Source organism: Clostridium sp. UMB9555A (genome assembly GCF_030222355.1).
GTDB lineage: Bacteria > Bacillota > Clostridia > Clostridiales > Clostridiaceae > Sarcina > Sarcina perfringens.
On the sequence record NZ_JASORQ010000001.1, the window covers coordinates 243,461 to 264,191 of the forward strand.

At 29.0% G+C, this 20,731-nt stretch carries 22 protein-coding genes; 13 read left to right on the forward strand and 9 right to left on the reverse strand.

The window, feature by feature from the left end; translation table 11 throughout:
- Window positions 1-4: 4 nt before the first annotated feature.
- Together QP548_RS01070 and QP548_RS01075 are read left to right on the forward strand one after the other, a co-directional pair.
- On the forward strand, window positions 5-571 hold the full coding sequence (locus QP548_RS01070) for a hypothetical protein (RefSeq protein WP_061428949.1): 567 nt from the start codon (window positions 5-7) through the stop codon (window positions 569-571).
- 106 nt (window positions 572-677) lie between these two features.
- A complete protein-coding gene (locus QP548_RS01075; protein ID WP_164472963.1) occupies window positions 678-833 on the forward strand; it encodes a hypothetical protein in 156 nt (51 codons plus the stop codon).
- Window positions 834-972: 139 nt separating this feature from the next.
- On the opposite strand, the gene QP548_RS01080 is transcribed toward QP548_RS01075, so the two are convergent.
- On the reverse strand, window positions 973-1,242 hold the full coding sequence (locus QP548_RS01080; RefSeq protein WP_061428948.1) for an acylphosphatase: 270 nt from the start codon (window positions 1,240-1,242) through the stop codon (window positions 973-975).
- A 183-nt stretch (window positions 1,243-1,425) separates the two neighbouring features.
- Between QP548_RS01080 and ndk the strand changes: the two genes are divergently transcribed.
- Window positions 1,426-1,857: a nucleoside-diphosphate kinase gene (ndk, locus tag QP548_RS01085; protein WP_061428947.1), complete on the forward strand. Its 432-nt coding sequence runs from the start codon at window positions 1,426-1,428 to the stop codon at window positions 1,855-1,857.
- Window positions 1,858-1,891: 34 nt separating this feature from the next.
- On the opposite strand, the gene QP548_RS01090 is transcribed toward ndk, so the two are convergent.
- From QP548_RS01090 to QP548_RS01110, 5 genes are read right to left on the reverse strand one after another with little or no spacing between them, the layout of a single operon-like run.
- Window positions 1,892-2,974 carry an ABC transporter substrate-binding protein gene (locus tag QP548_RS01090; protein WP_003451653.1) on the reverse strand — a complete coding sequence of 361 codons (1,083 nt, stop codon included), beginning with the start codon at window positions 2,972-2,974 and terminating at the stop codon, window positions 1,892-1,894.
- A 1-nt stretch (window position 2,975) separates the two neighbouring features.
- The gene (locus QP548_RS01095) at window positions 2,976-3,776 is read right to left on the reverse strand and encodes an ABC transporter permease (protein ID WP_061428946.1); all 801 of its coding nucleotides are present in this window, start codon (window positions 3,774-3,776) and stop codon (window positions 2,976-2,978) included.
- Window positions 3,770-4,615: an ABC transporter permease gene (locus tag QP548_RS01100; RefSeq protein WP_061428945.1), complete on the reverse strand. Its 846-nt coding sequence runs from the start codon at window positions 4,613-4,615 to the stop codon at window positions 3,770-3,772. The genes QP548_RS01095 and QP548_RS01100 overlap by 7 nt, the downstream gene beginning before the upstream one ends.
- Window positions 4,616-4,617: 2 nt before the next feature.
- Window positions 4,618-5,667: a spermidine/putrescine ABC transporter ATP-binding protein gene (potA, locus tag QP548_RS01105; RefSeq protein WP_003451084.1), complete on the reverse strand. Its 1,050-nt coding sequence runs from the start codon at window positions 5,665-5,667 to the stop codon at window positions 4,618-4,620.
- Window positions 5,668-5,698: 31 nt separating this feature from the next.
- On the reverse strand, window positions 5,699-6,238 hold the full coding sequence (locus tag QP548_RS01110) for a helix-turn-helix domain-containing protein (protein ID WP_003451138.1): 540 nt from the start codon (window positions 6,236-6,238) through the stop codon (window positions 5,699-5,701).
- Between the two features lie 325 nt (window positions 6,239-6,563).
- Here QP548_RS01110 and QP548_RS01115 point away from each other — a divergent pair, with 325 nt between their 5' ends.
- Window positions 6,564-7,640, forward strand: a complete 1,077-nt coding sequence (locus QP548_RS01115; protein WP_061428944.1) for a GNAT family N-acetyltransferase — start codon at window positions 6,564-6,566, stop codon at window positions 7,638-7,640.
- A gap of 53 nt (window positions 7,641-7,693) precedes the next feature.
- Complete coding sequence (locus QP548_RS01120) at window positions 7,694-8,086, forward strand: hypothetical protein (RefSeq protein WP_061428943.1); 393 nt, start codon at window positions 7,694-7,696, stop codon at window positions 8,084-8,086.
- Window positions 8,087-8,121: 35 nt separating this feature from the next.
- Here QP548_RS01120 and QP548_RS01125 read toward each other — a convergent pair whose 3' ends face one another.
- The gene (locus QP548_RS01125; RefSeq protein WP_061428942.1) at window positions 8,122-9,522 is read right to left on the reverse strand and encodes an alanine/glycine:cation symporter family protein; all 1,401 of its coding nucleotides are present in this window, start codon (window positions 9,520-9,522) and stop codon (window positions 8,122-8,124) included.
- A 293-nt stretch (window positions 9,523-9,815) separates the two neighbouring features.
- Window positions 9,816-12,305 carry a transglycosylase domain-containing protein gene (locus QP548_RS01130; RefSeq protein ID WP_061428941.1) on the reverse strand — a complete coding sequence of 830 codons (2,490 nt, stop codon included), beginning with the start codon at window positions 12,303-12,305 and terminating at the stop codon, window positions 9,816-9,818.
- A 136-nt stretch (window positions 12,306-12,441) separates the two neighbouring features.
- On the opposite strand from QP548_RS01130, the gene yunB reads away from it, so the two are divergent.
- Window positions 12,442-13,131 carry a sporulation protein YunB gene (yunB, locus tag QP548_RS01135; protein ID WP_061428940.1) on the forward strand — a complete coding sequence of 230 codons (690 nt, stop codon included), beginning with the start codon at window positions 12,442-12,444 and terminating at the stop codon, window positions 13,129-13,131.
- 33 nt (window positions 13,132-13,164) lie between these two features.
- On the opposite strand, the gene hpt is transcribed toward yunB, so the two are convergent.
- Window positions 13,165-13,689, reverse strand: a complete 525-nt coding sequence (hpt, locus tag QP548_RS01140) for a hypoxanthine phosphoribosyltransferase (RefSeq protein WP_061428939.1) — start codon at window positions 13,687-13,689, stop codon at window positions 13,165-13,167.
- Window positions 13,690-13,795: 106 nt separating this feature from the next.
- Here hpt and hflX point away from each other — a divergent pair, with 106 nt between their 5' ends.
- From hflX to QP548_RS01175, 7 genes are all read left to right on the forward strand, one after another.
- On the forward strand, window positions 13,796-15,589 hold the full coding sequence (gene hflX, locus QP548_RS01145) for a GTPase HflX (protein ID WP_061428938.1): 1,794 nt from the start codon (window positions 13,796-13,798) through the stop codon (window positions 15,587-15,589).
- A gap of 131 nt (window positions 15,590-15,720) precedes the next feature.
- The gene (locus QP548_RS01150; RefSeq protein ID WP_061428937.1) at window positions 15,721-16,191 is read left to right on the forward strand and encodes a hypothetical protein; all 471 of its coding nucleotides are present in this window, start codon (window positions 15,721-15,723) and stop codon (window positions 16,189-16,191) included.
- Between the two features lie 45 nt (window positions 16,192-16,236).
- Window positions 16,237-17,139, forward strand: coding sequence for a nucleotidyltransferase domain-containing protein (locus QP548_RS01155; RefSeq protein WP_061428936.1), 903 nt, complete (start codon window positions 16,237-16,239; stop codon window positions 17,137-17,139).
- A gap of 14 nt (window positions 17,140-17,153) precedes the next feature.
- The gene (locus QP548_RS01160) at window positions 17,154-18,560 is read left to right on the forward strand and encodes a PLP-dependent aminotransferase family protein (RefSeq protein WP_061428935.1); all 1,407 of its coding nucleotides are present in this window, start codon (window positions 17,154-17,156) and stop codon (window positions 18,558-18,560) included.
- A 5-nt stretch (window positions 18,561-18,565) separates the two neighbouring features.
- Window positions 18,566-19,219: a YigZ family protein gene (locus QP548_RS01165; protein WP_061428934.1), complete on the forward strand. Its 654-nt coding sequence runs from the start codon at window positions 18,566-18,568 to the stop codon at window positions 19,217-19,219.
- 125 nt (window positions 19,220-19,344) lie between these two features.
- Window positions 19,345-20,082, forward strand: coding sequence for a YebC/PmpR family DNA-binding transcriptional regulator (locus tag QP548_RS01170; RefSeq protein WP_003451771.1), 738 nt, complete (start codon window positions 19,345-19,347; stop codon window positions 20,080-20,082).
- A gap of 281 nt (window positions 20,083-20,363) precedes the next feature.
- The gene (locus tag QP548_RS01175) at window positions 20,364-20,729 is read left to right on the forward strand and encodes a hypothetical protein (protein ID WP_061428933.1); all 366 of its coding nucleotides are present in this window, start codon (window positions 20,364-20,366) and stop codon (window positions 20,727-20,729) included.
- Window positions 20,730-20,731: the final 2 nt, after the last annotated feature.

Below are 20,731 nucleotides of genomic sequence, written 5' to 3' on the forward strand. Positions count from 1 at the left end.
TAATATGGCAGCTTTAACTGTAGATGATATTTTGAAAGAAAGTGAAGTTGGAACATTAATTCCACTAATAGTAGAAGTGAATGATAAAGTAGTACCTATAATCTTTGTTAAAGATTATTTAGAAGCTTTAAATGATATAGGTGATAATGTCTTAGTTGCCTTAAAAAGCAGTATTATAAGCAATAAAAAATTAGACTTACTTTTAATTATGATTAGATTTGATGAAAATGAGGAGAACACCTATGATCTATGGTTAAACTATGGATTCAATTGGCACTTTGACTTTTTAAATGGGTTAATTAACTTAGACAAAATACTTATAGATTTTAGAGATGAAGACAACAATAGAATTAAGACTATTGAAGTTGATAATACAATTAAAAAGGATTTAGAAAAGTATAAAGAGTCCTGTGAAGAATCTATTTTAATTAAAGAAGGAAAAGAAGAAAATATAATTAGAGTAGTTAAAAGAAAAAAATATGAATCTTGGAACAATGAAGATGCTTTATATTTAATTGATGAAGTATTAGAAGATTATAGTAGCATACAAGATATGTGGGAGAACTTATAATCTAAGTAAAAAAGTTTATGAAACTATAATATACATAATCAACTTAAAAATAGAGTATATAAATAAGCCTGCCTTGAAATAATAAATTTAAAGGTGGGTGATAAATATGAAAGATAATAAAAATAATAAGAATCATAATAATAAAAAACATAAAGATCATGAACCTGATGACGGCACATTTATTTCATACAAGGAAAATGAAGAGTTTAATAGCAATGGAAGCTCAAGATATGGATATGAACAAGATAGCTGTGACTTATAAAAAGCTATAGGAAGGAGTAGGGGCTTTTAAAAATTTAAGAACAAAATTTATGAACTATATTATAATAATTAGTGAATAACATTTATTATATATTTATAAGTTTTAAATTTAATAATAGCCCCATTTCCTTTACTTATAATTAGTATGTAGAAAATCTTTTTTCACGTGTATCAATAGTTAAATCCTTCTCGTCTATAGAAATAACTTTTGAAAAGCCATTACCATTTAAAATTTTAGTTTTAAATGTTTTTATTGAGGATTCATCACCTTGCACCTCTATAAGCACTTGACCATCATCTAAATTTTCAGCATAACCAGTTAAAGATAATAAGCTAGCTTGATACTTACAAAAGAATCTGAAACCTACTCCTTGGACTCTACCATTTACTAGGAATTCTTTTCTAATCACAGTAAACACCTCCTATATTTATTATAATTACAATACTATATAAAAGCACTTATTTCTCTAACTAAGGTGAAAATAATAATTTAATAACTAAATATTTAGTAATTTCCTTGTGATTGTTTACATAAATAGGAAATTATATGTATAATATATCTTAGAGGGAAATAATATTGAGGAGGAATTTCAATGAGGTTAGAAAAAAGTCTTGTTTTAATAAAACCTGATGCCGTTGAAAGAAATTTAATAGGTAAAATATTAGAGGTTTATGAGGGAGCAGGATTAAAGATAAAGGCTATAGAAATGAAGCAAATAACTAAGGAATTTGCTGAAAAACATTATGAAGAACATAGAGATAAGCAATTTTTTAATTCTCTAATAAAATATATAACAAGAAGTCCTCTTGTAGCTTTAATTCTTGAAGGAGAAGATGCCATAAATAAAATAAGATCTCTAAATGGAGCAACAAACCCAGAAAAGGCTGAGTTTGGAACAATAAGAAGAAGGTTTGCCTTAAGCGGAACAGAAAACTCAGTTCATGCGTCAGATTCAATAGAAAGTGCTGAGAAAGAAATTAAGCTATGGTTCCCAAAAATATTTTGCGAAGAAATTTGTGGATAATATAAAATGCATGTGCTTTTGCACATGCATTTTTTTAATAAACACACTTAATTTCTAACCAAGCTTCATCATATTTTCTAAGTATTTTAGAAGGTAAATCTATAAATACCTCACAATTTTTTAATGACTCTTCATCTGGGTATGCAACTTTATCATCTCTTATATCCTCAGGTAAAAGGTCATATGCAGCTGTGTTTGGAGTAGAGTATCCTATATATTCTACATTTTGCTCAGCATTTTCAGGATCGCAAAGGAAGTTTATAAACTTCTCAGCATTTTCTTTATGCTTTGCATTTTTAGGAATTGCTATGGCATCAAACCATTTATTTGATCCTTCCTTAGGAATAGCATAAGCTAAATCGGGATTTCTCTCTATCATTGTTACAGCATCTCCAGACCAAGCAACAGCAAGGGAAGCCTCTCCACCAACCATGGCATCTTTAACTTGGTCAACCATGTAAGCTAAGATTAATCCATCTTTCTTTTGAGTCATAAGTTCCTTTTTAGCAGCTTCTATTTGATCTAAGTTTTCGGTATTTAATGAATATCCTAATTTTTTTTCTGCAACAGCCATAGCATCTCTAACACTATCTGGCATTATAACTTGATCCTTATATTTAGGATTCCAAAGGATATTCCAACTATCTACAGGATCACTAACTCTCTTTGTATTATATATTATTCCAACTGTTCCCCACATATATGGTACTGAGTATTCATTAGTTGGATCATAAGCTAAATTTTTAAATTGTTCTCCTATATATTTATAATTAGGAATATTAGAATAATCTATCTTAGCTAACATATCTTCTTCTTTCATTTTTTCTATCATGTAATCAGAAGGAATTACTATATCATAAGATACATTACCACTATTAAGTTTTTGATACATTATTTCATTGGTATCATAAACATCGTATTTAACATCTATTCCAGTTTCTTCTTTAAATTTAGTAAGTAGTTCTGGATCTATGTAATCTCCCCAGTTGTAAACATAAAGAACGTTACTGTTTTTATCTTGAGTAGCTTCCTCATCCTTTTTTGGCCCACAACCAAGAAAAAGAGATGATAAAAGAAGTGTTGAACAAGTTAATGCTAAAAATTTTTTTAATTTCATATTAACGTTCCCCCTTCACTAAAGATTGTTTTCTATTAGCAATAAGAAGTAATGCTAAGACAACTATAAACATTAATGTTGAAAGAGCATTTATTTCTGGAGAAATACCTCTTCTAGCCATAGAATAAATTTCTATAGAAAGGTTAGAAACACCAGGACCTGTAGTGAAGAAACTTATAACAAAGTCATCTATTGACATTGTAAATGCTATTAAGAATCCTGCAGCTATACCAGGCATTATTTGAGGAATTACTACCTTTCTTAAAGCGTAAGATGGTTTTGCCCCTAAATCTAAGGCTGCATCAGTTAGATTTGGAGGTAATTGTCTTAGCTTAGGTAAAACAGATAATATAACATAAGGAATATCAAATGTTATGTGCGCTAAAAGCATAGTCCAAAAACCAGGTTTTAAATTAAATAAAACTCCACCAATAGCGAATAAAGTCATTAATGAAATACCTGTAACTATATCAGGGTTTAATACAGGTAAATAGTTTACGTTTAATAATAAGGTTCTAGGACCTTTTTTCATATTATTAATTCCTATAGCACTTATAGTACCTATAACTGTAGCAACAACAGAGGCTATTACCGCTATTAAAATTGTATAATAAAGAGCTGCTATTATTCTATCATTTTCAAGTAGAGAGCTATACCAATCAAAAGTAAAGCCACCCCAAACAGCCATAGATTTTGTTTTGTTAAATGAAAATACCATAAGCGTTACTATTGGTGCATATAAAAATATAAATACTAAGGCTAAATAAAATTTAGAAATAAAATCACCTAACTTTTTTACCATAGCTGTTTACCTCCTTCTTTTCCGTTCTTTTCATATTTAGACATAAAGGCCATTGAAATTAGTATTAATATCATCATAAAGATTGATAAAGCAGAACCGAAGTTCCAGTTACCAATAGTAGTAAATTGTTGTTCTATAAGGTTACCAACTAACATGTATTTTCCACCACCTAGAAGGTTTGGAATTACGAAGTTTGAAACAGCTGGCATAAATACCATAGTTATTCCAGAGATTATTCCAGGAATACTAAGTGGTAAAATAACTTTTCTAAAAGCTTGAGCTTTATTTGCACCTAAGTCATAAGCTGCATTAACTAAGTTTTTATCAATTTTTATAAGTACAGTATATATTGGTATAACCATAAATGGTAAGAAGTTATATACCATTCCAAGTAAGATTGCTCCATCAGTATATAGCATTTTAATTGGGCCTATTCCTATATAGCTTAAAAGAGTATTAATAAGTCCATCTCTACCAAGTATAGCCATCCACGCATATGTTCTAAGTAAGAAGTTCATCCACATTGGTAATATGAATAAAAGTATTAACATATTTCTTCTTTTTATAGGTAATTTAGAAATTATATAAGCTATTGGATAACCTAAAATTAAACATAAAACTGTTGATAAAACAGCAAGCCATATAGAACGTATAAAAACAGTAAAATATATTGGCTCAAATAATCTTTGGAAGTTTTCAAAAGAGAAAACAAATCTTCCATCAACTTTACTTGTAAAACTAAAGAAAACTATTAAAAGTAAAGGGATAACTATGAATATAGCACTCCATACAACATATGGATAAGCTGCAAATGATAAATTTTTATTTCTATTTTTCATCTTTAAACATCACTCTCTTTTTTCATTATGTGTATGCTTTCTGGATCAAGAGATAATCCTATTTTAGATCCTATTTCAGCATGTTTTGTATTGTGTAGTATCCAAGTGTGGTTTTCATCCTTTACTTCTATTTCATAGTGAACACCTTTAAATATAACTGAAGTAACAGTTCCTTTTAGCATACCATTTTCATATTTAACCATTTCAAAATCCTCAGGTCTTATTACAACTTCAATAGCTTCGTTCTTTTCAAAACCTTTATCAACACAGTCAAATATTCTTCCACCAAATTCAACCTTAAAGTCATCTAACATAATTCCATCAACTATATTACTTTCACCGATGAATTTTGCTACAAATGAGTTAGCAGGTTCATTATATATATCTTCTGGGCTTCCCATTTGTTGAATTTCACCTTTATTCATAACAACTATTGTATCTGACATTGTTAAAGCTTCTTCTTGATCATGAGTTACAAATATAAATGTAATTCCTAATTTTTGTTGAATTCTCTTAAGTTCTATTTGCATTCCTTTTCTAAGTTTCATATCTAATGCACCTAAAGGTTCATCTAATAAAAGTACCTTTGGTTCATTTACTAAAGCTCTAGCTATGGCAACCCTTTGTTGTTGACCACCACTAAGGGCTTCAATATCTCTGTTTTCATATCCTTCAAGGGCAACTAACTTAAGCATTTCCTTAACCTTTTGATCTATAACATCTTTAGGCATTTTTTTAAGTTTTAATCCAAAAGCTATATTTTCATATACATTCATATGAGGGAATAGAGCATATTTTTGGAATACAGTATTTAATTGTCTTTCGTAAGGTGGTATATCGTTAATAATATTATTTTCAAAGACCACCTGGCCACTATCTGCCGTTTCAAAGCCAGCTATAATTTTTAAAGTGGTTGTTTTACCACATCCACTAGGTCCTAAAAGAGTTAGGAATTCATTCTTTTTTATATTTAGGGAAAGATTATCTAAAATTGTATCTTTTCCATATGATTTAGTTATTCCTTTTAATTCAATAATATTATTATCTTTCAAATCTAACACCTCTGCTTTCTAAATGTTTATACTAAAATGATGGTGGAGTACTTATCCATATAACCTTTGCAGAAATCTTTCCTGCATTAGAAATATAATGATTAGCCTTGGGCTTAAAGTAGAAACTCTCGCCTTTTCTTACTTTTACTTTTTTGTCTCCTAGATGAAGATATATTGCTCCAGATAGGACATACCCAAATTCCTCACCCTCATGAGGCTCTTCTTCAATATATTGTCCTCCAGGTTCAAGAGTTATCATTATAGGTTCCATATCATTCTTTTGAGCATTTGGAACTAACCACATAAGGTTATATTTTAATTCTTCATTTTCAGTTTCAAACATATCATCCTTAGAGAAGGCTATCTTTTCATTAGTATCTTCACTAAAGAATTCCGTTAAATTAGTTCCTAATATATCTAATATATCTATTAATGTAGCTATAGATGGAGAAGTAAGGTCATTCTCAAGCTGAGAAATAAATCCTTTAGATAATTCACATCTATTTGCTAATTCTTCTTGAGTCAACTGTTTGGCCACTCTGAGACGTCTAATTTTATCTCCTATTTCCAAGTTTTACACCTCAATTTCATTACTATAAGTTTTACTAAACTTTAAGTTTAAAATTACTAAACAAACATAAATAATTATAAATACTTTTAAAATAAAAATCAATAAAAAGTTAAAAAAATATATTAATATTTAAATGTTACCTTAAAATAGTGATTTAGCAACTTTAGAAGGAAAAAAATGTTATGGAGTTTAGGCTAATCTATTATTAAATTTAGTATAACTAAACAATAAAATAACAATTAATAAATAATGTATAAAAAATTTCACAGTTTGTGGTAATTTATGATAAAATACTCTTGAATTAATAAATGATTGGTGTGGTAATGTGATACAAAAAAGAAACTGTTATAGGAGAGAGGGAAGAAAAGTTTATATAAGAACACCATATTTAGAAGAACTAAGGTATACTGAAAAGCTATGGGGAGATATGGAGAGTATGACTGATGTAGGCAAAATAATATCTTTTCCTAGGTATAAGTGGGATAGTTTTTATAAAAAGATGGTGAGTCCTACAGATGGAAGAAATCTATATTGCTTGGTTTTTGATTATAATGATAATCCAGTGGGTGAAGCAAGCTTTCATGGATATGACTCTATAACTAAAACTGCTAGGTTAAATGTTAGGATAGAAAGCTCACATAGGGGAAAAGGTTATGGAAGTGAAGCGGTACATCTTATCTTAGAATGCTTTTTCAATGAATTTGGTGGCTTATATATGCTAGATACGGTTTCGTTAGATGAGAACAGAGAAAGACTTGAAAGAATTGGTTTCAAGATTATGTATAAGAATAAAGATGGATATTCATATAGATTATCTAAGGATGATTTTAATAGTCAAATCAAAGACTTAAAAGAGAGAAAATTTGGAATATTTATTTATGATAAGATGGTCGTAAGCACAGTAATATCTTTCTTAGAAATTTTTCATGATATAAATAAATCATTAGATAAAGAAATAATTTCAGTGGAATTAATAGGGACAAAAAATAATATAATAAAAGATGGAATGTATGATATAAAGTTTGAAAATATAAAATCTATAGAGGAAGTAGATTTAGATGTTATAATTGTTCCAGGAAGTAAGAGCAATAAGTTCTATGAAAATGATGACTTTGAAAAACTTTTAGATAATATCAATGGATGTGAAACTGTTTGTGTTCTAGGAAATAGTATAATTCCATTTATAAAAAATAAGTTTTTGAGAGGACTAAAAGCTTATTATTCTAAGGAATGGGTTGAATTCATAAAGGAAGAAATCGCATTAACATCTTATTCTGATGAAGATATTATTGATAATGGAAGACTTATAATGGTTAAGAAAAAATCCTGTGAAATAGAAGGAATAAAATACATAATTAAAAAGTTATTTGGAGAATCTGTATTAAATAGATTTGATTTATAGATTTAGATTTGATGCTATATTTTATAGTATTATGAATAGGAGTTGTTTATTATATGATAAACATAAAATTAGATGAAAACAAAAGAGGAAAAGTTATATTTAGAGCAAATATAGATGAGTGTCATAAAGATAATAGGATATTAAAAAGAGCTTTATTTGAGAGTAGAGTAGTAAAAGATGAGTTTAAATATAATATACCAATGAAATATTTTTGGCCAATAATAAATAATGTTCATAAAGAATTAATAAGTTTAAGTGAAGATAGTAGACTTGAATTTTTAGAGTTTTCAGATGAATATGAAGAAGTTTATTATTATAATTATAAAGCTACACCAGCTTATATGAAGAAATGGAGAGAAGAAGGATGCCCTCCAATTTTTAAAATAACAATAAATCCTAAGGATTTGAGTGTTGAGAAAAAAGTTATATTTGAAAGATTAATATAAAAAAGCTTTGAGAAAAAAATCTCAAAGCTTTTTTATTATTGCCATTCTTCTACATTCTCTAATCCAGGAATAGAAGATGCTTTAAATACTGGCTCTTTAATTCCCGCTTTCTTTTGAGCTGTATAGTCCTTAAGTGCAAGGAAAGAATATTTACCAAGGAATAATATGGTTATTATATTTAATATAGCCATTAATCCCATGAAAAGATCCGCTAAATTCCAAACTAAATCTACTTTTGCTATTGAACCAAATAGTACCATACCTATAACAAGTATTCTGTATATATTTAATAATACTTTATTAGTATGTATAAACTCTATGTTTGTTTGACCGTAATAGAAGTTACCTACAATAGAACTAAAAGCAAATAATAATATACAAATTGCTATGAAATAAGCTCCGAAAGGTCCTATTTGAGATACAAGAGCTTTTTGAGTTAATTCTATACCTGTTAGTGAACTATCAGCGTATTGACCTGAAAGAAGTATTATGAATGCTGTACAAGAACAAATTAATAATGTATCAGTAAATACTCCTAAAGTTTGAATTAAACCTTGTTTTACTGGGTGAGTAACATCTGCTGTAGCAGCTGCATTTGGTGCACTACCCATACCAGCTTCATTTGAGAATAAACCTCTTTTAATACCCTGCATAACAGCGGCACCAAGTCCACCAGCAGTTAATTGTTTTATTCCAAAGGCTGATTCAAATATAAGTTTGAAAACTGATGGAATTTCAGTAATATTTAAAATTAAAACTATAATAGCAATAAGAATATAAAGAACCGCTAAAATTGGAACTATTATTTCTGAAACCTTAGCAACTCTGTGAATACCACCGAAGATAACTAAAGCAGTTACTATTGCTAATATTATACCAATGGCCCCTCTTGAAAGTCCGAAAGCACTATTGAATGCAACACTTACTGTGTTAGCTTGAACTGCATTAAATACGAATCCAAAACAGATTGTAATAAGAATTGAGAATATAATTCCTAACCATCTCTTTCCAAGTCCTTTTTCCATGTAATAGGCAGGACCACCTCTAAAAGAATCTTTATCCTTAGTTTTATATATTTGAGCTAATGTACTTTCTACGAAACTAGACGCAGAACCTATTAAGGCTATAAGCCACATCCAAAAAACAGCCCCAGGTCCACCAACAGCTACGGCTATGGCAACACCTGCTATATTACCAGTACCAACTCTTGAAGCTGTACTTATACAAAATGCCTGAAATGAAGAAACTCCGCCTTTTTCTTTATTTGACTTTCCTATACCGTCTCCTAATAAACGGAACATTTCTTTTATGTATCTAAATTGAACAAATTTAGTTCTAAAAGAAAATAGAAGGCCTGCACCTATTAATAAAATAATTAATATGTAGCCCCAAAGAAAATCATTAAAACTAACTACTAAGTTATTAAGTATTTCCATAAATTCCTCCTCCTGTTGATAAGTTTTTTATTTTTTTGCGTCACACTTTATATTTAATTTTAATATGAATAACAAAAAAATGCAAGAACTAATATTGTTTTATTCATATGTGCGATATTTGAATGAAAAACATAGAAGTGAAATGTGAATAAAAAGTAAATGGGGTGTATTAGTGAAGAGTAGTGTATTACATAGCTATAGAGTGCTAATTATCAATAATAAAGCCACTATGAAATAAAAAATTCATAGTGGCTTTGTTTTGTATAAGGTCAAAATGCAAGAAAAGCTTCTTTCTATTGCGTAATGGTGCTGTTTTGACCATTTTGATTTTGATTATTTCCAGCTTGAGGTGGAGTAATAACTCCATTATTTGTATTGTTTTCTGTTTGATTTTGAGGTGGAGTTACATTTTCACCTCCGTTATTATTAGTAGTATTATTACCATTGCCTGGTGTATTATCAGGTTTAGTATTTGGATTTTGTTCATTTGGTTTATTATTATTTTCGTTAGGTTTAACTTCTTCAGTTTTATTTTCTTGTTGTTTATTTCCTTCATTTACTCCAGAACTATTATTAGTATTTGGATTAGGTTCAGGATTATGTGATTTTGTATGATAATTACAATATTGAGTAGGAGCAGAACCATTAATAAACCAATCATAATAAACTCTACTACCTCTAGGATCTTGAGTACAAAGGGAAGTAGGTTTAAGTCCAGAATCCATACATACTGCAATCTTGCTTATTCCACTAGGTTGTTCAACCTCTTTGTATTGTAAGTCTTTATGAGCTAAGCCCATTATTTTTCCGAAAATAGGTGAGGTAACAGTACCACTACTAGTTCTCATTTCTCTAGGCTTATCATATCCAATCCAAATAGCTGCAGAATAATATGGAGTTAATCCTGCAAATAAATAGTCTTTATCTCCAGTAGTAGTTCCTGTTTTACCAGCCACAGGGATATTACCGAATTTAGCAGGTTTTGCAGATCCACTTTCTACTTGATCCTTAAGCATATCATAAACTATATAAGAAGCTTGAGGACTAAATATTTTAGTCTCTTCTGGAGTACTTGTATCAAGAATTACATTTCCATGAGAATCTAATACCTTTGTATATAATTTAGCATTTGTTTTAATACCATTATTACCAAAAACACCAAAAGCTGAAGCTAGAGTATAAGTATTTCCTCCATCAGGGTTGTTAGGGTCATTTTGGAATTGACCTAATGCTGTTGTGGAAATTCCCCTAGAATGAGGTCCATAAACAAGACCTAATTTTTCTCCATAAGCTATAGAGTTTGAAGTACCTACTTCGTTAGCAACTTTTATGGCTGCTAAGTTACTAGAAATTTTAATTGCTTCTCTAAAAGTTAAAGGTCCTCTATAACTATTGTATTCATTCTTAGGTTGATCTTTATATCCTGTAGAAGATAACTCTTTATTACTTAATGGAGAATCATTTACCACAGAGCCAGCTCCACCAAGTCCTAAATCAATAGCAGGACCATAAACTGTTAATGGCTTTGTTGCAGAACCTATAGATTTTAAATCATAATAAGCTCTATTATGAGACATTGCTGGTTGTTCCCCTCTTCCTCCAACTAAAGCTTTAACATGGCCTGTTTTATAGTCTATTATTGTGGCAGATGATTGTAATTTATAAACACCATCTTCATTTTTTTCATTAGGATTATTAGTTATAGCTTTATAGTTATTTGGATCATCTAAAACTTTTTGAACATTGTTTTGAAGATCTCTATTCATAGAAGTATAGATTTTTAATCCACCATTAGCTATAAGTTTATCAACTTCCTCTTGAGTATATTTATATTTATCCATTAAGTCTTGTTTAACTTGAGTTATAGCAGGTCTTGTGAACCACTCGAAGTTAGTTTTACTTAATTTATTATTTGGTGTGAATTTTATACCATTTGTGTCAATTTCATTTATTGCGTCATTATATTGTTCACTTGAAATATATCCAAGTTCATGCATTTTAAATAGCACAGATTTAGTTCTATTTAAATATCTACTTGGATTTTCTTTATTTGCTTCTGAAAGACCATCATAAGAAGTTGGTGCTTGAGTAAGCCCTCCTAAATAAGCACATTCAACTAAATTCAACTCTGAAAGATTCTTACTAAAAAATCTTTGGGCAGCTGCGCTAACCCCATATTGGTATCCGCCCATAGGAATTGTATTTAAATACGTAGTAAGGATTTCATCTTTTGAAAGGTGCTTTTCTAATTCTAAAGCTAAGTACATTTCTTTAATTTTTCTTTCATAACTGAATTCATTGGTAAGTACGGCATTTTTTATAAGTTGCTGAGTTATAGTTGAAGCACCTTGAACCATATTACTTCCTGAAAGTTTTCCTTTAATATTAGAAGCTATTACCCCAAAAACTCTTTTAATGTCTATTCCTTTATGCTCATAAAATCTTTCGTCTTCAATAGCTACAAAAGCTTTTTTTAAGTTATCAGGGATTTCTTCAGATTTAACTACATAACGTTGTTCACGAGTTATAACATTATCCATAAAGTTTCCCTGATCATCGTAAAGAATGGATGGCTGATTTAGAGATTGAATTGCCTGAACATCTAAGTCTGGAGAAGAACGTATAATAGAAAGAACGTAAACTCCAACTACTGTTACGGCAGTTATCCCTAGAAGCAGAATTCCTATAAAGAACCATTTCAAAAAATTTGTTGCTTTCGATTGATTTTTATGTGAGTTTTTCTTCTGCTTTCTATTTTTATGCTCTCTTTTTCTTTCAGTCATTTTTTCCTCCTATCATAATAAAACTTTCTATTTCTAAAAAACTACATAATTATATTATTATACATTTAAAGAAATATTATATTATATTATAGCATAATAATATTAAGAGTAAACCAAATTATAAGAGGTGTAGTCTTTGTATTATGTAAATAAAAATAAACGTAGAAATATAGATTTTAAAAAATATTTAATAATTACTTTATTAATGATTATTGCCTGTTTTTTAATTTTCATATATGCATTTGATAAAATAATTGCACCTACAGTTTTACTTGTTTCAGATTCAGAAATGCAAGCTAAAACTTTAGATATTATAAATACTAATATTGCTGAGGTTTATACAGAAAAATTTAATTATAATGATGTAATAAAGGTTCAAAAAGATTCATCTGGGGCAATAAAAATGATTAATGCTGATACTATAAAATTAAATGAGTTAGCCACAGAGGTTGCTATAAAATCACAGAGGGATATAAAGGAAGTTGGATCCATAGGTGTAAAGATGCCAATTGGATATATAACAAAGAATAATATAATGTCTTATTGGGGACCTAGTATAACTGTTAAAATGGAGCCTATAGGAAGAGTAGTAGTTACTTATGATTCTGTTTTTGAAAGTGCAGGAATAAATCAAACAAGGCATAAAATTTTAGTTAATGTAAAAACTAATCTTAAAATAATATTACCACTTCAATCAAAAGAGGTTGAAGTGGTAAATCAAATTCCAATCTCAGATACTGTCATAGTTGGAGAAGTTCCAAATAGCATGTGGGGTGGAAATATGCTACAAGGTATTAATAAAGAAAGTACAGAAGATACAAATTAGGGCATTAAAAAAGGAGGAACTTCCTCCTTTTAATTATTTTTCCCAGTTAAATATGTAAGGGATATTTCTATAATGATCACCATAGTTTAATCCGTAACCAACAACGAATAAGTCCTCTATTTCAAAACAACAATAGTCTGGTTTTAAATCAATTTTTCTTCTAGAAGGTTTGTCTAAAAGAGTGCAAGTTTTAACTGATTTAGCTCCTAGTGATTTAACATGATTTATAACAAAATCCATTGTTATACCTGAATCTATGATATCATCAACGATTAAGACATCTAAGCCTTCAATATTATCAGGAATATCATTTACAACTTTAACTATACCAGTACTTTCTTCACCATGGCCATAACTTGAAGTAGTCATAAATCCTATTTGAGCTTTAGTATCTATTGCTCTAACTAAATCAGCTGCAAATATGAAACTTCCTCTTAATAAAGATAAAACATAAAGGTTTTTATCTTTGTAATCTTCAGTTAATTTTTTGCCTACAATAGATATTTGTTCTTTAATTTGCTCTTCAGAAAGTAGTATATTTCTGTTCTTATCTTCCATTATTTTCTCCCCTAACTATTCCGTATTATTTACAATATTGTATTTATAGTATAAAATTAAATGAAAATTGTCAAGAAACATAATGAATATCACGAGGTGGTAATATATGATACATGGAAATACTGATGGAATAAGAAATTCAGTGCTAAAAGAATTAGAAGAACTTTATAAAATAAATGTGCCAAAGTATAGTGTTTGTACAGAGGATATGATAAATATTATTTCTAGATTATCTTCTCAAATAGAAAGAGAAATTAGTGTAGGAATAAATAGAAAAGGAAAGGTAATTAGTGTAGCTATAGGAGATTCTTCAAGTGTAGAGATTCCACTAATAGATATACACGAAAAAAGATTATCTGGGGTTAGAATAATACATACTCATCCAAGTGGGGTTTCTAGACTTTCTGCTTTAGATATATCTGCCCTTATGAAATTAAAGCTTGATACAATAATGGCCATAGCTGTAGAGGAAGGCAAGGCTAAGGATGCTTCTTTAGGATTTTGCTATGTAGAAAATGAGATTCTTATAAGTGAAGAGGCTCCTCATTTAACTATAGATAAGTGCTTACAAATAAATATTTTAGATAAGATTAATCATGTTGAAGAAGTCATTAAAACAAGTAATGTTGAGGAAGATGATAGTGAAAGAGCCATTTTAGTAGGATGTGATACAAGAGAAAGCTTAGATGAGTTAGAGGAACTTGCTAAGGCTTGTGATATTCCTACATTAGAAAAGGTATTTCAAAACAGAAGTAAAATAGATGCTTCTTTTTATATAGGAAGAGGTAAGGTTTTAGAAATTGCTAACATAAGACAATTAACAAGAGCTAACTTAGTGATTTTTGATGATGAATTATCAGGAGCTCAAGTTAAGAATCTTGAAGCTAACTTAGGAGTTAAGGTAATTGATAGAACCACTCTTATTTTAGAAATATTCTCAAGAAGAGCTAAGACAAGAGAAGCTAAAATTCAAGTAGAACTTGCTCAACTTAAGTATAGAGCCGCTAGACTTATGGGACTTGGAACTGTTATGTCTAGAACTGGTGGTGGAATAGGAACAAGAGGACCAGGGGAAAAGAAACTTGAAATAGATAGAAGACATATAAGAGAAAGAATATACGATCTTCAAGCTGAGCTTAAAAAGATAAAGAAGATAAGAGAAACTCAAAGAGAGAGAAGAAGTAAGGATAAAACTTCACAGGTTTCCTTAGTTGGATATACTAACGCAGGAAAATCTACTTTAAGAAATACTTTATGTGCAGAATCAGCTTCAACTTTAGCTACTCAAGCTAAGGATAAGGTTTTTGAAGCAGATATGCTTTTTGCAACTTTAGATACTACAACAAGGGCTATAAAACTTCCTGATAATAGGGACATAACATTAACAGATACAGTTGGATTTGTAAGCAAACTTCCTCATGAATTAGTTGAAGCTTTTAAGTCAACTTTAGAAGAAGTTATATACTCAGATCTTTTATGCCATGTTGTAGATGCTTCTTCAGATAATGCACAGGAAGAAATTATAGCTGTAGAAAAAGTTTTAGGTGAATTAAAAGCCTTAGAATCAGCAAAAATATTAGTTCTTAATAAAATTGATAAGGCTGATGAAGAAAAACTAAATGAATTAGAAGCAAAATATTCTTCAATATATAATAAAGTAGTAAAAATTTCTGCTAGGGAAAGAATAAACTTAGATGAGTTATTAAAAGCAATAAGTGAAGAGTTACCATACACATTAAAAAGTAAGGAATATATCATTCCTTATACAGATCAACAAGTTGTAGCTTATCTTCATAGAAATGCTAATGTAAGTGAAGAAGAATATAGAGAAGAGGGAACTTATATAAAGGCAGAAGTGGATGAAGAAGTAGAAAATAAATGTAGAGAGTATGAGTTATAATACGATGATTAAATCCATGAGTAAAAGCTAAATTCAGTAAGAATTTAGCTTTTATTATTACATTTTTCACATCATAAATTATAATATATATAAGTATAATAATAATGATACTAATTTTTAGGATGTGAATCATGGAAACTACTGATACTTTAGATCGTGGAAATATAAGAGGTCGTAGAGAAAGGTCAGGAAGCTCTAATAGGCAGGAAGATATTTTTACAGCTCAAGCAGCTGCAAGTGATAATGAGAGTAATAATGTATGTGCAGATGATTTTAATAAGGCATATACTCAATTACAGGATATTTTATTAAAAGCAGCTACTATTCAAGCAAGTGTAGCTACATTAAATATAGGTGACGAATATAAAATGTATTATGATAGGGTAGTTAAGCCAGCTTTGGACATTATTTATTTTCTAAGTTTTGCAATACAAAATACAGCGGCAGCAGCTAACCTTTATCAATCTAATACCTATGGAAAAAAAGGAGAAGGAAAAAAAGCTTTAGATATTTCTTATGACATGTTAGAACAGATGGAAGTTGGAATTTGTTTATTGAAAGAGTCTTTAAAAGTTTTGGTGGAAAAAGGGAATTGTTTATAGATATTATTTAATTAATGAATAGGAGTTATTAAGGAGGAAAAAAATTTGAGTGAAATAATATTGAAATATCAAAATTCTTTTAAATCAGTTATAAATGACCTTCAAAAGAATGATGATGTTATTGGAGTTACGGCATTTGGAAGTATAATAAACGGAGATATATGGGAAGGGTCAGATATAGATTTATTTGTTATTGTAAATGGAGACTTTAAAGGGGTAAAGGATGTTTATGGTGAGGAGCTTGGTGTATCTTTACATTTAAAAATAGTATCTAAAAAGTTTTTAGTTAATTTCTGTCAAGAAGAAATAACAGGTAGCACAATACATAGAAAATTTATATCTTCAAAATTAATTTTTTGCAAGGATCAAGAAATATCAGATAAATTTACTTCAATAAAATATTATACAGATGCTCATAGTGAAAAGTGGAATCTTGTTTATTTAAGTGAGCTTTTACAGGATATGAATTTATATAAAAAATGTATTCATAATGAACATTTCTACGCTGCCTTTGAGGCTCTTATGTATTCAGTAGATAGTTTTAGTAGGCTATATTTAAATTTTAATGGATATTTAATAACAAAAAGCTCTACTGGTATGCTTATGAAATTAGATGAAAACTTTGAGAAAATGGTTAATGGAATATTCAAAGCAGCAGATAAACAGGCTTTAGAATATGTACATTTTTATATTGAAAGCTTCTTAGAGAGAAATATTAGAGGAATAATAAGAGCTTTAGTTGATTTTATGAAAAAACAAAAGGATTATTTAAGCTCAGAAGAAATAAAAAAATCAGAAGAATTCCAAGGGTTTAAAATAGATTTTGAGGAATTATTAGGATATCTTTATAAGAAAAATATAGTTAAGAAAAGTGGAAGAGAGAAATTCTCACCCTGTGGACAAAAGCTTACAACAGAAAAAGTATATTTAATAAAAGATAATATTTAAATAAGGTGTAAGAGATGAATAAATTTAGTGTGGTTTTTAAAGAGGGTTTATGTAAATACTTAATAATATACGATAATATTAAAAGTTTAATTGAAAATGGGAAAATATCAGAGGGAGAAAAGTTACCAACTATAAGAGAACTAGCAGATTTTTTAGAAGTTAATAAGGTAACTATTATTAATGCTTATAAAAAGCTTGTACAAGAAGGATATGCATATCAAGCTCAAGGAAGTGGAACTTATGCTAAAAATAAGGATGTAGGAAAAAGTTTTAAGCATGATTATAATGATTTATTTAGAAAAATAGCCTCCGGAGATTTGAAGAATTGGATAGACTTCACTGGGGAAACTACTAGTGCAAACTTCTTCCAAGTAGAAAAGCTTAAGAAAGTTTTAGACAATGTATTAGTTAGAGATGGTGTAGAGGCACTAATGTATAGTGATCCTTTAGGATATCTAGAATTAAGAAGAAGTATAAATGAAGAGTTTTGGAATGGAAAAAATAATTTAGATAATATACTTATAATTTCTGGAGCGCAGCAAGGTATTGATATTGTAGGTAAGTCCTTAGTAAATATAAATGATAATATTGTAATAGAAAGGCCAACTTATGGGGGAGCACTTTTAGTATTTAAGCTTAGAAGAGCAAATATATTAGAAATTCAAATGGAGAAGGATGGTCCTAATATTGAAAAGTTTGAGAATTTATTAAAGAGAAATAAAATAAAGTGTTTTTATACTATGAGTTACTTTCAGAACCCTACAGGTATAAGTTGTTCTTTAGAAAAAAAGAAAAAAATAATAGAGCTAGCACATAAATATGATTTTTACATATTAGAAGATGATTATCTTTCAGAATTAGTTTATTCTAATGATTTAGAGTATATACCATATAGAAGTTTAGATTCTGAAAGAGTTATATATATAAAAAGTTTCTCTAAAATATTTCTACCAGGTATAAGAATGGGATATTTAATAGCACCAGATAAATTTAAAGAGGAATTTCAAGCTTTAAAGTTTAATACAGATATAGCTACCTCAAGTTTAATGCAAAGAGCTCTTCAAGATTATATTGCAAAGGGATATTGGAAAGAGCATATAGAAAGATTAAATGAGGAATATTCAAAAAGATATAATTTTATAAAAGAACTTATAGATAATAAATTAGGAGATATGGTTTCTTATAGAGAGCCTAAGGGCGGACTTAATTTATTCTTAAACATAAATAAAAACATAGACATAACTTCTAAAAAGTTATTTTATGAACTGAAAGATAGACAAACTATAATTACTCCAGGAAGCATATTCTTTAAAAATCCTAATGATGGAGATAAAAGCTTTAGAATTGGATTTTCCCAAATAGATTATAGTAAGATAGAAAAAGGAATAGATAATATATACGATGTATTAAAAGGTAGGTAGATATTATGAATTATATAACGGTAAAAAAAGCAGCTGATGATAGATTTGAGGAGAAAAAATCAGTTTTTATAGGCTATGTTAAAAGAGTTACAACAGAGGAAGAGGCTAAAGAGTTTGTAGCAGAAATAAATAATAAACATAAGGATGCAAGACATAATTGCTATGCCTATGTTATAGGACAAAATATGGGAATACAAAGATATAGTGATAATGGTGAGCCACAGGGGACAGCAGGTATTCCAATATTAGAGGTAATAAAAAAACAAGGAATAACAGATTGTGCAGTAGTGGTAACAAGATATTTTGGAGGAATATTATTAGGTACAGGGGGACTTACTAGAGCCTATACTAAAGGGGCAGCCATAGCTATAAGTGCAGCAGGTATTGTAGAAAAAGTAGAAGGAGCAATGCTTTGTACAGAAATAGATTATGATCTTTATGGAAAAATTCAATATATATGCGGTCAAAATAATTGGCACATAGAGGATACAGAGTTTACTGATAATGTTAAGATATATATATTAGCAGAAAAAACTATGATAGAGGAAATAGAAAAAAGCTTTACAGAAGCAACAAATGGAAAGGCTATAATGAGTACTGATTTAGAAGGAGTTTATTTTAAAGAAGGAAATAGACTTTATGAAAGTTTTGATGAGTAAGCTTTAACTATAGAAAAGAGCCAAGTTGAAGAGAAAAAATCTCTATGATATAATATTTAGGTGTTATTTCAAGATATTTAAAGAAATTTAAACTATAGTTCACATATATGTTAGGAGGAATAAGGATGTCAGGACATTCAAAGTGGCATAATATACAAGCTAAAAAAGGTAAAATGGATGCCAAAAGAGGAAAAATATTCACTAAGATAGGAAAAGAGATAGCTGTTGCAGTTAAAGAAGGTGGAGCAAACTTAGATGGTAACTCAAGATTAAAGGACGCTGTAGCAAAAGCTAAGGCTGCAAACATGCCAAATGATAACATTCAAAGAGCTATAAAGAAAGCTGCTGGAGAAGGAGATTCAGTAAACTACGAATCAATAGTTTATGAAGGATACGGACCATCAGGAGTAGCTGTAATGGTTGAAGTATTAACAGATAATAAAAATAGATCAGCTGGTAACGTAAGAAGTGCTTTCACTAAAGGTGGCGGAAACATGGGTACATCAGGATGCGTTGGTTTCATGTTCCAAAAGAAAGGTGAAATAGTAATAGAAAAAGCTGAATTAGATGAAGATGAAATAATGATGATGGCTTTAGATGCTGGAGCAGAAGATTTTGCATCAGAGGAAGAAGTATTCATAGTTACAACTTCACCAGAAGATTTTGGTACAGTAAGAGAAGCTTTAGAAGCTGAAGGATTAGAATTCTTAGAAGCAGCAGTTAAAATGATACCAGATACTGAAACTGCTATAAACGAAGACGATGCTAAGAAGTTCCAAAAGATGTTAGACTTACTTGAAGATGACGATGATGTTCAAGAAGTTTACCATAATGCTGAATTCCCTGAAGGATGGGATGAGTAAGATTTTAAACCAAAGTAATATTAATAGTTTAAAGTGATTTAATATCGTAGTAAATATTTATATTTACTACGATGTACATTAGTTATGCTTTTAGTAACTTTGTATATATTAAAAGGTTATTTTCTATCTTTGTAGGTAGGAGATAGCCTTTTGTTATTAATAGATATATTAGATAAGTTGATGCTTGAATTTGTAATATTTTAAAATTATAAAATTATAAGGAAATAGATAAATGTAAATATGATAGAATATAAATAGATATTTAGAAAAGAGAATTTAATATGGAATATATACAATTAATGGCTATAATTTTCTGTATTTATATTGTAATATCAATATTAGAGCAAATAACATTATTTGAAGATTTTTATAGTCTTTTAAAAACCGGTAGTGAAATAAAACAAGATGATTTAAGAGAGTTTATGCAAGAAACTAAGGAAAGATTTAAGAAAGAAAATATGGGTTATTTAATGGAGTTACATTTTATAAATATAATTTGTATAGTTATAACAGTTTTTATTATTGCCTTTGGAGAGGTAAGAAGTTTTTTTATTCCAATTTTAATTGGAATAGGTTTATTGGGATTTATAGTAATCTTAGTTCTAGGTATAAAATTTAAATTTCAAAATATGGATATAGAATTATAATA